13 protein-coding genes and 3 pseudogenes are annotated in these 14,755 nt (G+C 67.1%); 11 read left to right on the forward strand and 5 right to left on the reverse strand.

All coding sequences use genetic code 11. The features are described 5' to 3' along the window. Positions 1-3: 3 nt before the first annotated feature. The gene (locus AC3ETA_RS43000; protein WP_432198354.1) at positions 4-1,047 is read left to right on the forward strand and encodes an alpha/beta hydrolase family protein; all 1,044 of its coding nucleotides are present in this window, start codon (positions 4-6) and stop codon (positions 1,045-1,047) included. 545 nt (positions 1,048-1,592) lie between these two features. Here AC3ETA_RS43000 and AC3ETA_RS43005 read toward each other — a convergent pair. Together AC3ETA_RS43005 and AC3ETA_RS43010 are read right to left on the reverse strand one after the other, a co-directional pair. Further along, a complete protein-coding gene (locus AC3ETA_RS43005; RefSeq protein ID WP_432198355.1) occupies positions 1,593-1,871 on the reverse strand; it encodes a hypothetical protein in 279 nt (92 codons plus the stop codon). A gap of 39 nt (positions 1,872-1,910) precedes the next feature. Then, positions 1,911-2,215, reverse strand: a pseudogene (locus AC3ETA_RS43010) (transposase); the annotation flags it as partial. 911 nt (positions 2,216-3,126) lie between these two features. On the opposite strand from AC3ETA_RS43010, the pseudogene AC3ETA_RS43015 reads away from it, so the two are divergent. The 3 genes and pseudogenes from AC3ETA_RS43015 to AC3ETA_RS43025 form a co-directional block, all read left to right on the forward strand. Further along, positions 3,127-3,309, forward strand: a pseudogene (locus tag AC3ETA_RS43015) (type I restriction-modification system subunit M N-terminal domain-containing protein); the annotation flags it as partial. Positions 3,310-3,777: 468 nt separating this feature from the next. Beyond that, positions 3,778-6,789 carry a trypsin-like peptidase domain-containing protein gene (locus AC3ETA_RS43020; RefSeq protein ID WP_432198356.1) on the forward strand — a complete coding sequence of 1,004 codons (3,012 nt, stop codon included), beginning with the start codon at positions 3,778-3,780 and terminating at the stop codon, positions 6,787-6,789. Positions 6,790-6,805: 16 nt separating this feature from the next. Then, positions 6,806-7,417: an NUDIX hydrolase gene (locus tag AC3ETA_RS43025; protein ID WP_432198357.1), complete on the forward strand. Its 612-nt coding sequence runs from the start codon at positions 6,806-6,808 to the stop codon at positions 7,415-7,417. Positions 7,418-7,429: 12 nt separating this feature from the next. Here the strand turns inward: AC3ETA_RS43025 and AC3ETA_RS43030 are convergent, their stop codons facing one another. Further along, the gene (locus AC3ETA_RS43030; RefSeq protein WP_432198358.1) at positions 7,430-7,633 is read right to left on the reverse strand and encodes a hypothetical protein; all 204 of its coding nucleotides are present in this window, start codon (positions 7,631-7,633) and stop codon (positions 7,430-7,432) included. Positions 7,634-7,639: 6 nt separating this feature from the next. Between AC3ETA_RS43030 and AC3ETA_RS43035 the strand changes: the two genes are divergently transcribed. Beyond that, positions 7,640-7,888 (forward strand): hypothetical protein, encoded by a 249-nt coding sequence (locus AC3ETA_RS43035; protein WP_432198359.1) that lies wholly within the window; start codon positions 7,640-7,642, stop codon positions 7,886-7,888. 851 nt (positions 7,889-8,739) lie between these two features. Further along, positions 8,740-9,108: a CU044_2847 family protein gene (locus AC3ETA_RS43040; RefSeq protein ID WP_432198360.1), complete on the forward strand. Its 369-nt coding sequence runs from the start codon at positions 8,740-8,742 to the stop codon at positions 9,106-9,108. A gap of 318 nt (positions 9,109-9,426) precedes the next feature. Here AC3ETA_RS43040 and AC3ETA_RS43045 read toward each other — a convergent pair whose 3' ends face one another. After that, complete coding sequence (locus AC3ETA_RS43045) at positions 9,427-9,690, reverse strand: hypothetical protein (RefSeq protein WP_432198361.1); 264 nt, start codon at positions 9,688-9,690, stop codon at positions 9,427-9,429. Positions 9,691-9,713: 23 nt separating this feature from the next. On the opposite strand from AC3ETA_RS43045, the gene AC3ETA_RS43050 reads away from it, so the two are divergent. From AC3ETA_RS43050 to AC3ETA_RS43070, 5 genes and pseudogenes are all read left to right on the forward strand, one after another. Then, positions 9,714-10,727 (forward strand): DUF6308 family protein, encoded by a 1,014-nt coding sequence (locus AC3ETA_RS43050; RefSeq protein WP_432198378.1) that lies wholly within the window; start codon positions 9,714-9,716, stop codon positions 10,725-10,727. 247 nt (positions 10,728-10,974) lie between these two features. Beyond that, on the forward strand, positions 10,975-11,247 hold the full coding sequence (locus AC3ETA_RS43055; protein WP_432198362.1) for a hypothetical protein: 273 nt from the start codon (positions 10,975-10,977) through the stop codon (positions 11,245-11,247). Between the two features lie 16 nt (positions 11,248-11,263). Then, positions 11,264-11,581 (forward strand): hypothetical protein, encoded by a 318-nt coding sequence (locus AC3ETA_RS43060; RefSeq protein WP_432198363.1) that lies wholly within the window; start codon positions 11,264-11,266, stop codon positions 11,579-11,581. 68 nt (positions 11,582-11,649) lie between these two features. After that, complete coding sequence (locus AC3ETA_RS43065) at positions 11,650-12,162, forward strand: hypothetical protein (protein WP_432198364.1); 513 nt, start codon at positions 11,650-11,652, stop codon at positions 12,160-12,162. Positions 12,163-12,253: 91 nt separating this feature from the next. Then, positions 12,254-13,343, forward strand: a pseudogene (locus AC3ETA_RS43070) (integrase core domain-containing protein). Between the two features lie 172 nt (positions 13,344-13,515). On the opposite strand, the gene AC3ETA_RS43075 reads toward AC3ETA_RS43070, so the two are convergent. After that, the gene (locus AC3ETA_RS43075) at positions 13,516-14,256 is read right to left on the reverse strand and encodes a hypothetical protein (protein ID WP_432198365.1); all 741 of its coding nucleotides are present in this window, start codon (positions 14,254-14,256) and stop codon (positions 13,516-13,518) included. Between the last annotated feature and the right edge of the window lie 499 nt (positions 14,257-14,755).

Here is a 14,755-nt window from a genome sequence, read left to right on the forward strand (position 1 = left end):
CGAATGCCCAGGCGGCGCGGATGGCGCTGGGTGGTGTGGACGCTGGTGGGCGCCCTGGTGGTGACGGCCTCACTGGCCGGAGCGGCGGTATGGCAGAACACCTATGCGCTGCGGGAGGAGACGGTGTCACTGCGACACGAGGGGACGCTGCTCAGGGGCGTGCTCGCCCTGCCCGACAGAGGTGAGGGGCCGTTCGGCCTGGTCGTCTTCGTCCACGGCGACGGACCGGTGGACGCCACGAACGAGACGTTCTACCGGCCGATGTGGGAGTCCTTCGCCAGGGCGGGGTACGCCTCGCTGTCCTTCAGCAAGCCCGGCACGGGCGGTTCGGAGGGTGACTGGCTGGAGCAGAGCATGGGGGACCGGGCGGCAGAGACGCGGGCTGCCGTGGCCTGGGCGCGGGGCCGGACGGACATCGACGGACGGCGCATCGGCCTGTGGGGAGCGAGCCAAGCCGGCTGGGTGCTGCCCAAGGTCGCCGCGCGCGATCCGCGCCTGCAGTTCGTCATCGCGGTCTCCCCGGCGGTCAACTGGCTGCGCCAGGGCCGGTACAACCTGCTCGCCGAGCTGGACCGCGACGGCGCGACCTCCGAGCGGCGGGAAGCGGCGCTGCGCCGCCGGGAGGCCACCCTGCGCCTGCTGGAGCGGGGCGCGTCCTTCGCCGAGTACCGGGACGCGGTCGGCGACGTGGACGGGATGACGTCCGCGCGGTGGTCGTTCATCGCCAGGAACTACCGGTCGGACGCGACCGCGGACCTCAGGGCGATGCGCGGCACGCCCGTCCTGCTGGTGCTGGCCGGACACGACACCAACGTGGATGTCGCCGAGACCGAGGCCGCCTACCGCAAAGTCATACCGGCCCCGTTCTTGAAGATCGCGCGATACCCCGAAGCCACCCACTCCCTGGTGGACCACGATGTGGCGAGGTTCCGATGGCGACTGACCCTGACCGCGGTGCTCACACCCCGGAAGCTGTACGCCGACGGATTCCTCGACGGCCAGGCCGCCTACGTCACGCACCTGGGCATCCGGAAGGGGACGGCATGAGCAGCGCGACTGACACGCCATCATGCGGAATCGTTTGTCAAGATCCACTCCCAATACGGTGAGCCTTTAGCGTGCGCAGCATGGTGAGGTGTGGGTTGGTGCAGTAGCCGTGTGCCAGGCTTGGGGGCCGGCCCACGGCGGTCGCGGCGTAGGCGCTGTGACGGTGAGCAGGAATCCCCGCCACGGCCTGTCGGGGGCGACATCACCGACCAGTGGGCGCGCTGGATGTCCCGTCGAGAACGAGGGCAGCCCGGTGCTCCACCGCCGTCGGGCGCATGCCTCACCTGGGCATCACACAACGTGCCGTGGCCGAGCCGGGGCCGGCCGCACTGCAACCGGCCGACGCTCGGCGAGCGTCCAACAGGGCGTCCCCGGCGGGCGGCGCTCCCCGGCAGGAGCCCCGCCGACCGGGCTTGGGTTCTAGAGGTGGTCGCAACACCAGACCCTGAGGGGTGTTGCATTGACCAGGTCGCGGCGGACCGGCGGTTTCTAGCGGTTGTTGCAACGCCTTGGTAGTGGTGCGCGCCTGCTGTGGCGTTTCGGCTTCACTTCCCGTCGGGGTCGGCGGGAAGTGAAGCTTCTTCGTGTGTGGGGTCTTCGGTGGGAGTGCGGAAGCGGCCCATGCTCGCCATGATCAGAACGGCTCCGGCCGGTGCCGCAAGCCCGTAGGCCAGTGGGAAGCTGTCTTTCACCAGGTTGAACAGGATGAGCAGACCGGCGAGGCCGGCGATCAACACGGGACGTCGGAAGACGTGCCGCGCGATGAACTTCAGGCGCCCGATTCCACGGGCGCGCGTGAGTCGTTCCCATTCTGACGCAGGCATGCCATCACCTTAGGCCCGGCAAGCACAGCGGGTGCCGGTTCAGAGGAGTTGACGCAGGCGCTCGGCCGGGGTTTCGCAGCCGAGTGTTTTGCGTGGGCGGCCAACCCGATCACGACACCACTGACGCCAATACAAGTCGGAGAGTACCGCCGCGGCAGTCGGTTCGTGTTCTCGTTCGAACCGCGCTGCCATGGGCTGGCCGGATCGCAGAAGTAGATGGGGATGTCCATGGCGGTGGTGAACTCGTGGTGTCGGCCCCTCTCGCGTCCTTGGTCCCCGGTCAGTGAGCGTGTGCGATGGGCCGGCAGGTCCCTCATCATGGCCTCCACCAGCGCGTCGCGGACGCGTTCGGTGCCGCGGCCATTGGGTTCGTGCCGTTGCGCAACCGCTTGCCGGTCGGCCGGTTGACGCCGACGATCCGGCACGCCTCCGGGCCGCTTACACCTTGATCCATGAGCCGGAATTACTCCCGCTCACGGACCAGCTTCCTGCGTCCCTGCGTCGAGCGGCGGTTGCGGATCTCGAAAGCCATCGCGTCCCCGGATGTCGGGTGTTGCGAGGACCGATAGGACCCAAGCCCGCAGGGCCGCCCAGCTGCTGGCAACGTACTCGCCCGGCTGGGGCTGATCCCTGCGGCCCCGCTCTCCGGCGGGCTGGCCGCGCTCGCACAGGCCAATTCAGGGCGCGGTCGCGTGCCAGGCCGAGGCCGATCGCCGGGCTTCGGCACACGCCACCGAGGCCGACCGAAGCAAGGCCCTGCTCAAGGCCGCCACGGCCTCTTCTCCTTCATTGCCGACGCCTTCCTCACGGCCCTCATGGCTGACCCTGTCCGGACCGGGGGAGACCGCCCCCGAGGTCTGGCGCACCGCCTCGACGCCGGCGCCGTTCGACGTCATCGCCTGATCGCTGTGGCCGTAACTTCTCCACCCCGCTGCGCGCGTCCACACCGATCATCACGGATCTGCTTGCTTCCCGTCCGGCGCAACGCCGTCCTGCCCGGCGCCGCGCGTACCGGTCACGGCAGCAGCCGGCCCCGACCGGACCACCGACCACGAAGGCCCGACCACGGTCACGAAGCGACAACACCTCCGTGGACCAGGCCCACATCCCCGGCGACAACCCATCCGACAACCGCCCGCACCCAATCCTGCGCCTGTCCGCCAACCAGCAGGTCACCACGCTGGTCCGGGCGTGGTCGGCAGGCCGACATCCCCTCTGCGCAGCAGCGCCCGCCAACGCACTGCCGGATGAGACGATGAGCGACGCCCAGGTGGCGGACGTACACCAGGGATGGGGAGGGCGAGTGGGTGGGGACGGGAACCACGGGCTGGCGGACTCCATTTGGTCCGTGGCAGATCTCCTGAGGGGCCACCTCAGGGGGAGCGAGTACGGCAGAGTAATCCTGCCCTTCACAGTGTTGCGTCGGATGGACTGTCTTCGCCAGCAGGGGACAACACCTACGCCGAGCAAGGACAGCGCCCCGCGGCGCCAGGTCAGCCCCGGTCACTCAGTTGTTGAGGGGCTCGGTGGGCTGCTGCAGGGTGTTGACGATGGCACAACGCAGGATGCCGAGGCGTCTCTTGCCGATGAGTCAAGAGCCCGATCGACTACGAACGTGACTACCGAGCCACCCTCGCCGAGGGACTGGCCGCATAGATCGTCTCCACGCTGCGAGGGGATTGACAGTCGTACATGTGCGTGATGCTTGGTATGGGTTTGGTCTGTCGGTTGCAGCGGTTGGGTTGGCTGTCGATGTCGTCGAAGGTGTTCCGGCGACGCTCTGCTGTGCCGGCGCAGCACGCCGAAGCGCAGAACGAAGCGATGCCGTAGCTGACGGGACGGCAGAATAGGGTCGGAAAGTCACCCGTCAATGAGTCCGTTGTGCAAGGCCGCTCGGGGGAGATCGATGACGACACACCATGGCCTGGACGGTGAGGCACTGGAGCGGCTGCGCATCCTGACCGAGCAGAATGTCGTGGGCATCTGGGCTGGCGAGGCTTTCTGCGGGACCGGGTTCTTGGTGACGCCTGACACCGCCCTCACGTGTGCGCACGTGGTGGCCGGACGCGAGGAGGGCAGCGTGACGGCGACGGTCGGGGGACGCACCGTCGCGATCGAGGTCATGCGTCTTATGCCCGAGGCGAAGGGTGGAGGAAGCACCTACGGCTTTCCGGATCTCGCCGAGGTGCGGCTGAGCGAGCCCGCACACGATGTGCAGGGGGTCTGGCTTGGTAGTGCGGGTCCAACGCAGGCGGCGTCTGTGTCCATCCACGGATTCAGCGGGCACACGTTGGAACCGGGCGTCCAGCCCGACACTCTGCACCTCACGGTGGCTGGTCGGAGCGGGCGCTTCGTGCGGCTTCAGTGGGACCAGGTGGTCCAGGGATTCAGCGGCAGTCCGGTGCTCGATACGACGACGGGGCGTGTGTGCGGGGTGCTCAAGGCGTCACGCCACGAGAAGGCAATGTCGGGGGGATGGCTGATTCCCGTCGACGCCGTGGAGGAATTCTCGCCGGGGCTGCTGGAACGTAACCATGCCGCGCACCGGCCCGGGACGGTCTGGTTCGATCTCGCCCGCAACCGCAGGGGACGGCAGGCAGACCTCTTCGGTCCCGAGCCCGGCGGTCCGATTTCGAGGAACACGCCAGCGCAGATGCTGGCACGCGGAGCAATGCCGTTCGTGGACCGCCCAGAGCTCAGCGAGCTCCGGAACTGGTGCTATGAACCCGACGATCAGTTGCTGCGCCTGTTGTACGCGCCGGGCGGTTCGGGCAAGACCCGCCTGGCCGCCGAACTGTGCCACCGACTGCGGCACATGGGCTGGATCGCCGGATTCGCAGACAGGGAGTTGCTCGGCAACCCTCTGTGCCGACCCCAGTGGCTGGAAGGCCTCACCGCCGCGCTCGGCGCAGGTTTCCCATGCTTGGTGGTGTTCGACTATGCCCAAGCACGGCTCGACGACATCAGCGCTCTCATGGCGCGTGTCCGCCGGCACCGACCTGATGGCATCACCCTGCGTGTGCTGCTGCTGGCACGTTCCGAGGAGCCGTTGTGGCGTGCGCTGAAGGAGGAGTTCGAAGCATGCTACATCGAGGACTGGGCTTTGAGGGGCGCGAGCTCACAGAGGCTGCCCAACACGCTGAGCGCCAAAGATCCCGGCACCCTGGTCACCGAGGCGTTCGGGGAGTTCGCGCGCCTGCTGGAATGCCCGCGGGTGTTCATGCCGCCGTCTCTGGCGCGCCGGGCCGGCCAGCAGGACTCGATTCTGGGAATGCTTGCGGCTGCCCTCGACGCCGTCCTTACCCTGCGCCAGGGCGAGGAGTGGAAGGAAAGTGACGATCCGCTGGCACGGATCTGTCAGCATGAGATCACGGGGTGGTACACGCTGCTGGAGGACCGTCTCGGGGCGGGCGGTGTTCTGGCGGGGCGTACCGGACGGCTGATGGCGGAAGGCCTCTTGCCGGTGCCGACCCTGGCCCAGCGGCGAGACGGGGGTGAGCTGACCGCGTTGCTGACGTCCGTGCGCAGCACTGCCTTCCCCGGGCAGCCGCCTGTCAACGCCCCCGCGGTGCATTCCTGCTTTCGCGCGCTGTATCCCGCAACGGAAGACGACCACGTCGCGGCCCTTGAGCCTGACCGGCTGGGCGAGATCCTGGTGCGGCGCGTGCTGGCGGAGCCTGAGAGTTCAGGTGACGTCGTCGCCTACCTCGGGGCTGTTCTGGATGTATCTACGCTTCGGAACAAGCGGCAGCGGACCAGGGCCGTTTTGGAGACACTCGACGTCCTGGCTCGGGCCCGTGGCTGCACGACCGTGGGCCGGGTGACGGACCATCCTGCCCACGCGGTCATCGACCGGGCGCTTGCGCAGGTCGTGCGCGACAATCCCCGAATCCTGGTGCCGGCCCTCGTCACCGTCGGTGCCCGCGTGCCGCACGCCGAGCCCTTGGTGGACCTGATCCAACCAGTGCTGGAGACCTGCGAGACCGACTTGCTCTGCCTTGTCGAACCCCGTCTTCCCGGCTATCCGTCCGGCCTTTCCGCCCTCTCGGCGCTCGTGCTCCAGCGGCTTCTCCAATTGCCTGACGCGGAAAGCGACGACGCCAGTCGGCACGTCCGTCTGAGGCGTCTGCGCAGGTACAGCCTGCGGCTGGAGGAGAGCGGACGCCGGGAGGATGCCGTGCGGGCAGCCGACGAGGCGGTTCTGCTCAGCCGCGATCTTGTCCGCAGGTCCGCGCTGTATCGGTCCGACTACGCCGCGGCGTTGCACAACCTGAGCCTGCTGCGGCACCGGTCCGGGCAGACGGAGTCGGCGTTGGAACTCAGCGTCGAGGCTGTGTCCCTGTACCGGCAGCTCATCTGGAGCAATCCCGATATGCGGCATCGCACCCTCATGGACATGGCGGGTGCGCTGAGCATGCTGGCCTTGCTGCGCCTTGGAGATGCACAGGTCAACGGGGCGGCCCGTGATGCCGCCGAGGGCGTCATGCGGTGCGAACAGGTGCCTGAAGGAGCTCGTGATGACGAGGTGTACCTCGCCTGCCTGGAAACCCTGGCCGAGTGCCGCCATCGCATAGGCAAGACCGAGGAGGCGCTCACCGCCAGCATGCAGGCGGTCGAGCGGTTGGAGGAGCTGCTCAGGCTCCGGCCTGGCCGCTATCTCGCCCGGCTGCCCGAGACACTGCAGCGCCATGGCTTCGGGCTGATCCGGGCCGGGCGTTTCAGCGAGGCCTACCAGGCGCTGAGCCGGGCGGCGACGGAGCGCGCGGTGCTACCGTTGCGTGCCTCGCCGCGACTGCGTGAGCATCAGGCGCTGGTGCTTCAGGTGCTGCTCCAACTCAGTGACGAACTCGACGAATTCAGACACGAACGCTCATCATGGGTGCAGATGAAGACTGTGCTGGACGGTCGCACGAGCTGAGAGGGGTCCGGCGCCGATGGACAACGAAGCGTCTGCCCACGCCGAACCTCCACCCATCCTGCGGCAGCGGGCAGTGGAGGTCTTCCGCAACCGCTTCGGCGCGCTGTTCAACGATGACGTGCTCTCGCCGTCGGGCAAACAGGGCCGCTATTTGCGCTGGCAGTGGTCCCACAGCGGAGTGGTGATCGTCCCTATGGGGCCAGACGGCCTCGCGTTCGTTCCCACGTACCGCTACCCGATCGGCGAGGTCTCCCTGGAATTCCCCCGGGGCGGTTGCGAAGCGGATGAGGATCCAGCAGTGGCGGCCGTACGGGAACTACGGGAGGAGACCGGCTTCGACTGCGCCCCGTCCGCGCTGCGCCCGCTGGGCGTCATTCACGCTGAGACAGGCCTGATCGAATCGGACGTGCACGTTTTCGCCGCCGAAGTCCACCCCACTGGATCGGCAGGCGCCCCGTCGGCCGCCGAGCCGGAGGCCATGGAGTCGGTGGCCGAGCCGGTCTGGGCCTCGCGTACGGAGGTGGTGAAGTGGCTGCAGAGCGGCAGCGTCACCTGTGGCGTGACGCTGGCTGCCCTGGCGCTTGCTATCGCAGATGGCTGCGGCACCAGCTCCGGGTCGCCGATGTGAGCCGCATTCGGCTCAGCCGACATACGCACCCGTGATTACGCGCTGCCGCATCTGCCGTGGTTCGAGTTCTCCGATGTCGGCAGCGCCGCCTGCAGCTGGCATACTCCGGTCGACGACCTGCAGGTCGAGGTAGTCCTCGTCCCCGTCGGCCGCCGGCACATCGAGTCCGGCGCCGAGTGCGCCGGTCAGCGCGTCCTGGGAGATGGCGAAGCGCATCAAGTTATGGTTGCCGTCCAGGACCGCCCGCGCGCGTTCATCGGTATCGCGGAAGGCACGGACGAAGGCCTCCTGCATCCGCGTGCTGAACTCGGCCATGGCCTCCACCAGCTGGGACAGGTCTGGTTGGCTGCCTCGACGCAGCAAGCCCAGTTGGCGAACGAGGACGCTGCGGGACGGCTGCTCGGTGGCCTCCAGGAACACCTCGACCGGCAGTCTGCCCAGCAAGAAACCGTCGAGAATGCCGGCGGATAGCGTGGTGCGCTCCAGGACCGTGCGGGCGGCAGTGGTGGCGGGTAGTTCGACGCTGCGCGGGGCAGCGGTCCCGGCTCCCAGCACATGGGGGAGTGCCTGGCGGTACGACTCGCCCGCGGCACGGTCCACGGTGGCCAGGGCGAGCAGGACTTCCGTGCTTCCCGACGAGCCGGTCCGGAAGGACTCCTCCCAATCTCTGATGGTTTTGAAGTACAACGGCTCCTGCCCCCTCACGAACTCCAGCGCGGCTTCAACCGTTGCGCGCGTCTCTCCCGTGGCGTTTTGCGTCTGCTCCTCCAGCAGCCGGATCACTCCAGACTTGAAGGCAGCCGATACGGCGTCAAGGCGGTAGGTGACCGTGTGCGCATGCGTCATGCGGTCCAGCAGCTCCGCGTATGCGGCACTGGGCACGTGTTCGACTTGCCGCAGCTTTTGAGCATCCCGGACGGCCGTCAGTGTCTGCCCGTCCCGGCACGCGACCCGGATGCGGCCGCTGTCCAGGAGCGGCGCGAGATCCGATCTTACGGCGTGGCCGACGGCTTCCTGAGAGGACACCAGAGCACGGAAGAGGGGCGTGTTGAGCGACTGCGAATCGCCAACGAGCAGAGTGTCGGACAGTAGAACGTGGAATAGCACACGTGCCCGGAGATCCTCGGCGCTTGCGATAGGGGACTGCCGATGGATCTCGACGTCGGAGAGGTAAACCCTCTCTGACGACAACCGGGCATGCTGGTCGACCATGACCACTCCCCTCCGTAACTGTTAGGTGATTGTAGGTGACAGGTCGCCGGACGTCCTGGAAACGGGCATCCTTTCCCAGGAGAGTTGACGAGCTAACAGAAGGAGGGCACGTGTCCGATGCGGTCCAGGCAGTCATGCCGGACGGAACCTCGATATGGGTGCGCGTCAACGACGAAGACGAGGGGCCCCGGGACACCGGCTTCGGTGACCGCCTATCACGGCAGCTCGGCGATCTCCCCCAGACCCTGGAGACCGTCACGCGCAGTGTCAGGTCCGGACTGCGGCGCGCAGCTCCGGACGAAGTGACGCTCGAATTCGGCATCGAAATCGCAGCCAAGAGCGGCCAGCTGGTGAGCGTCGTGACGGAGGCCGGAGGCAAGGCTACGCTCAAGGTGACAGTTACCTGGCGCAAAGGGGAGACCGCAGTGAGCGCCGTCAGGGAAACACCCCGCGAGGATCCCGAGGAGGATCCCGAATAACAGGCCTGCTGCTCGTGCCGTGCGGTACGCCGATGGCTGCTCTGCGCCCGGCGTACCGTCGACGCCCTGCTGCACCGTCTCCGATGAGAAGAACGGTCCGGTGTCGCAGCCGCCAGCAAGGTGGCGCTGTCGCGGACCATGCCGCGCAGCTGCCCCTCTGCAACCCCGTGCAGAACCGGAGCTGATGGTGTCCTCAGCTGATCTTTCCCGGCTGTTCCTGGAGCGGCTGCACGCCTTCGTCGCCGATGCTCGAGCTATTGTGGATCTGCGCGGTGGGGGTGACCCAGGGGCCTTTGCATGATCGAAGTCTGTCCGGATTCATCCAGTGAGGCCGAGGGCGGCCAGGGGCCTTCGCCAGTCGCGGACGGTGTGACGTAGGGCGGCGGCGATGTTGGTGTGGCCGTCTTGACGGTGGACGCCGATGGCGAGGTTGCGCAGGCCGGCCATGATGCGCGGAAGACAGCCGACATGGATCTTGGAGTCGTCCTCGCGGAACGTGCGGTCGCGGACGTGGTGCAGAAAATTTTCGATCTTCCGCCCCCTGCCCGAACCGGGATGTCCCCTCCAAGGGCGGGCCAGCACGGCACTCCGGACGAAACGTGATCATGCAACGGCCCCTGGGGGGTGACCGGTCGGAGATCGCCGACCGGATCACGGCGGAGGACCTGATCGCGGTGCAGGCCCTGTCGGTCACCGTTCCGGCGCCTATTGCGCTGGACATTTTGGAGGGCCGCCTCCGCACGCAGTTGTCTGGTCTGCTGAGCGCCATTCCCAGGGACATCGAGATGGTCGACACCGAAGCGGACGTCTTGGCTGAGGGCTCGCCGGCGGACCGGGCCCGGCACCTCCTCTGCGCCCGGTACGGAATTGACTCGGTGATCGCCGGGAAGCTCTTGGCTCGTAAGCGTCCGCGGCTGTTGCCGGTCTACGACCCGGTGGTGCGGTGCGCTCTGGGCCGCCCGCGCTCCTCGTTCTGGCTGGCGCTGCGTGCCGCGCTGCGCGCGGACGACCGTTCCCTGCACCGTCAGTTGCTGGCGCTGCGCCAGGTTGCGGGGCTGCCGGAGACGGTGAGTGCGCTGCGGGTATGCGACGTGGCGGTGTGGATGGGCACCGTGCCGAGGGTCACGCCTGTCCTCGCTGACTTCGGCAGCGATGTTGCCCCTCCGACGTTCTGGCGTGTGAGGGTGACGGACTTTACCTACCGTCACCTGAGTGTGAGGGACGCTCGCGTGGAGTGGTCCGCGGGGCCGGGGGAGGGGTGTGGACTCGGGGCCCGTTCCAAGACCGGCACGTCGCCGACCTCGAAGCCCGCATCATCAACCCGGGATCAGCGACGTGATCCACTCGCGTTGAACGCGGCTTCGGGGAACAATGAGGCGGCCTCGTTGTTCCCCGAAGCCGGCACGGCCCTGTTCGGAGCGGTCGCCAACGGAGTGCTGGCCGCGCGGCTCGGCGGCGCTGGCGACGCCACCGACTCGGGCACTTCCGACGAACACCTGCGCGCCGACGGTCGCCGACGCGGTCCACCTGGGCGCGTCCTGCACGACAGGACTCGCCTTCCTGGTCCTGTTGTTCCTTCTGCCTATTTTTCGAATTTACTTGCGATCGTTGGGAATTGACCATAGCGTTCTGAGTATCTGCAAGGGGTCAGCCCGGCCAGGGGCGGATACTCCCCTCGTGTCGGAACGGGGAGTCAACCATGCACACACGGATTAGAGCTGCCGCGTTTTTTCGCCGCTCGCTCTGGGCATCGTCGTTGTCGGACCGGCACCGATAGCCGCGGCCGCCGAGGGAGGCCCACTTCACACCATCACCTGCTCGTGGGACAAACGAGTCGGAACACCGTGGGCACCCAACAGCGTGACGGTGAAGGGTTTCGTCCGAGTCAGGTGCACGGACAAGCTGGACGAAGCCAACACGCAGGCGCACATTCAGATCTATGACGGCTCTTGGAAGGACCGTGGCGACCCGATCGTCAGCCACAACAAGGGTGCGGTCATTCAGGTGAACGATGACACCCTGAAACGGCCTGGCACCTGGAAGTACCGCACCAAGGGCACTCACTTCGGGCAGCATGGGAATATATGGTCGCTGCCGACCTACTATTCGCCGGTCCGCACGCTGACACGAGTGCACTAGGGGTGCAATGAGAGACATGACGGCTGACGCGCGCGACCTCATGGTCATGGCTCAGGAGGCTGCCAGGCTTCGAGACGCTGAGCAACTCGAAGTCAGAGATGTCGCGTTGGCTGCGCTGATCCTCCACTTCCTTCGCTCGGCGGAGGAAGTGGAGGACTCGGCGGCCGCGTCGCTCTCACCGGAGATGCTGCCGATGTCCGACGAAGTGCAGGAGATCGTGACGTCCGGAGAGGATGCCCTCCGGAATTCAGACTTGGTCGAACTGGCGCGCCGCGAAGAATCGGAACTCTCCGAGTATCTGGGGCCTGTATGGCGGGCAATAAGAGGCCATTAATCTGCCTCGCTCTGTCGCTCTGCGCAGTTTCGGTTGCGGGCTGCACCGCCGAATCTTCCGAGCAGTCAATGACTCAGGAGTTGACGGCAGCTGGATGGGTCGAAGAACCAGTGATCAAAGGGATGGAATCTCAGAGCCGGGATGCCCGCCCGGCGGCATGCCAGGACCTGTTCCAGCTGCTGAATCGGGCCAACGGCGCCGACGCGCACGCAATCGGATTCCGTAATTCCACAACCGGCTCCTATCTCTTGGCCATCGACCAACCCGATGTACCAGACCCGGGCAACCTCTCGTCCCACCTGAAGCACGCCGCGGAAGCCTGTCCCCGTCTCACCATGGGATACGACTCGACATCGCTGGCGTATGACATCACGGTGGCCGACACACAGTCGAGCAGAACCGAGATACGCCTCAACGGAATCGAGCAGGTCGGCGGGCAGCAGGGCGAGCAGGTTATCGACATGATTGTGAGTGGAGTGAACACAGACTCCGGAGGACGGCTGATACGCGTCATGAGCAGCGACACGGGTATCGGCCCGACGGAGGAGAAGGCCGCCGAGATCGCGGCTGTCCACCCCTGACGTGACCGGCCCCTTTGCGTGCCGAGAATCTCGTTCGCGCAGGTCATCCCGCTTGCGGCCGCTGCCAGTTGCCACGACATGATGACCACTCGTGCTCCTGCGTCTCGTCTATCTGACTGTGTCGAATGCCTTCGCCGCGCTCTGGCTGCTCCCGATGAGCGACCGCGCCAAGGATGCCGAGATCCTGGCCCTACGCCACCAGATCACGGTCCTTGAGCGCCAACTCGGCCCGAAAAGGGTGAAGTGAAGTTTGCCCCCGAGGATCGGGCCTTTCTCGCCGCGTTCCTGGCACCGCTGCCGCGCCAGGTGCTGCGTCGTCTCCGGCTTCTGGTACGTCCGGACACGGTGCTGCGGTGGCACCACAACCTGGTGAAGCAGCGGCACGCCCGCATCTGCCGCCCCAAGCGGCCCGGACGGCCGCGCACCGTCCGCTCGATCCGGGCGCTGGTCCTGCGCCTGGCCCGCGAGAACAGCGGCTGGGGCTACCGCCGTATCCACGGCGAACTGGCCATGCTCGGCATCACGGTCGCCCCGTCCACTGTCTGGGAGAGCCTCAAGGCCGAGGGCGTCGACCCGGCGTCGGAACGGACCGCCACCACCTCGGCCGGCTTCCTGCGCTCCCAGGCCGACGCCTTGCCGGCCATGGACTTCGTCGAAACCGTCCCCCTGACCGGGCAGCGGCAGTACATCCTGGCCGTCATCGAGCCGCAACCCGCCGCATCCGCGTCCTGGGCACCATCGCGCACCCCACCGCGGGCTGGGTGACCCAGGCCGTCAAGAACCTCGTCATGGACCTTGAGGACGTGGGCGCGCACGCCGCCTGCCTGATCCGCGACCGCGACGCGAAATACCCTGCCCTGATCGACGAGATCCTCGCCGACGTCGGCATCCAGAGCGTGTTCACCGGCGTCCGCATGCCAAGGATGAACTCGATTATGGAGAGATGGGTGCTCAGCCTCCGCCGCGAGCTCCTCGACCGCACCCTCATCTGGAACGCTCACCACCTGCGCCATGCCCTGAGCGAGTACGAGCGGTTCTACAACGAGCACCGCACCCACCGCTCCCTGCAGGCAGCCGCGCCGCTGCGCGCGTGGTGGACTTTGCGGGTGCCGATAATTCATCCGCGCAGATCAGCAGCCTGGGAGCGGCCTGTACAGGTGCGTGGCGGAGGCAGAGACTGAACGCGCTCAACGATTCGTCGCTGATAGTTGAACGCGTTCAATTTAGTCATCCGGCGAACGCTCAAGTTGGCAGCTCGCAGGCTTCCTACCTGCACGGATGGGTTATCGGCACCCGCAGGTGAGCCGCGCGGCAATGCACCTCGGTGAACGGTGCTTCCGGCGCTGCAACGGCTCAGGGATGGCGATACCGCTGTTGAACCAGCCCCGGCACCGAGCGGTGCGGCCCGTCGTGCTGCTGGGTTCGGTACTCGGCCTGGTGGTCCTCTATCGCGTAGCGGGCCTCAGTCGGTGCCGGTAGGGCGACAGATGCAAGCCGCTCCGCCTGGAGAAAGGCGGCAGGGCTGGAAGCGGCTGAGCAAAGGGCGAGGCTGTGGGCGATGAGCCGGGTGGTGGTCCCGCCGACGGGGGGACGGCAGGACCAAGCGAAGGATAACGCACCCAATCGAGACTTGTGCAGGAAGGGTGAAGAAATCTTGTCCGATCGCGCCCCGTGGCCGTCAGAACCCGCCGGGGCAAGCGAGTCGGGCCGCGGCTCCAGTGCGCCTGAAGAGCCCGGTGAGCCAGCGCAGCCCGCGACGTGCTGGACGCAGGCCGCGCTCCAGCAGCAGGCGCGCGGTCTCCTCCGGCCCCAGAGCCGACCGGTCGGCGTGCCGGTACCAGTAGCGAGCGACTCGGCGCTCAAGATCCGCCCGGTCCTCGTCGTCGGTTCGCGCAGCGACGACCGGGCCCTCCGCGCCGCCGGTGCGAGGAGATCCACCACATGTCCGTCGGCGGTGTAGGCCACGTACTCACCGTCCTCGACGTTGATCGCTTCCAGCCATGTCTCCGCGGCACGCAGTGAGGGAAACGCCGAGAGCTCATCGTCCCGGTCGAAAACCATGATGATGTCGGCAGGATGGGTCACACCGTTCATCCTCCCCGTGCATCTCACCGGTCCGCCAGTGAGTTGGTTCCGGTTCCGTTCGATACGACCATCCCCGCCAGGGCGTTCACCTGTAGAAGCGGCATCTTCATCATGGGTTCATCGAAGCGTTGATGTGTCGACGGCCAGGTGCGTCCTCGGCGGGCCACCTGCGCGTCTGAGAACGTACCGAACACGCGGGCCCAGAGCCGGGTAGGCCGTGAGGGGCGCTGCTCGAGCGGGCCGAACGACTCCCGCTTACCGTGGCCGAGGCTGTTGAGTTCGGGCTCATGGATCGCGGTCGCGAGGGCGATGGCCGGCTCAGGGTGTGTGCGAGCGGTCTGCGTGCGTGTTGATGGCGGCGATGGTCATCGTTCTCGCCCGGACCAACCAGCCAGGAAGCCGTGCGAGTTGGCCTCTGTCGACGGCGGTTGAATTCACCCGTCGCCGACAGGCCTCGACACCGCTCGCCGCCGTCACCGCAGCCGAGGCTTCATTGGCTCCTGCCTCC

This window comes from Streptomyces sp. bgisy027 (assembly GCF_057710365.1).

Coding starts and splice junctions, on each gene's coding strand:
- AC3ETA_RS43050 (WP_432198378.1), top strand. CDS start 9,714: ATGCAACGGCCCCTGGGGGGTGACCGGTCGGAGATCGCCGACCGGATC.
- AC3ETA_RS43060 (WP_432198363.1), top strand. CDS start 11,264: ATGACGGCTGACGCGCGCGACCTCATGGTCATGGCTCAGGAGGCTGCC.
- AC3ETA_RS43035 (WP_432198359.1), top strand. CDS start 7,640: ATGGTTGCCGTCCAGGACCGCCCGCGCGCGTTCATCGGTATCGCGGAA.
- AC3ETA_RS43005 (WP_432198355.1), bottom strand. CDS start 1,871: ATGCCTGCGTCAGAATGGGAACGACTCACGCGCGCCCGTGGAATCGGG.
- AC3ETA_RS43065 (WP_432198364.1), top strand. CDS start 11,650: ATGACTCAGGAGTTGACGGCAGCTGGATGGGTCGAAGAACCAGTGATC.
- AC3ETA_RS43025 (WP_432198357.1), top strand. CDS start 6,806: ATGGACAACGAAGCGTCTGCCCACGCCGAACCTCCACCCATCCTGCGG.
- AC3ETA_RS43000 (WP_432198354.1), top strand. CDS start 4: ATGCCCAGGCGGCGCGGATGGCGCTGGGTGGTGTGGACGCTGGTGGGC.
- AC3ETA_RS43020 (WP_432198356.1), top strand. CDS start 3,778: ATGACGACACACCATGGCCTGGACGGTGAGGCACTGGAGCGGCTGCGC.
- AC3ETA_RS43030 (WP_432198358.1), bottom strand. CDS start 7,633: ATGCGCTTCGCCATCTCCCAGGACGCGCTGACCGGCGCACTCGGCGCC.
- AC3ETA_RS43075 (WP_432198365.1), bottom strand. CDS start 14,256: ATGAACGGTGTGACCCATCCTGCCGACATCATCATGGTTTTCGACCGG.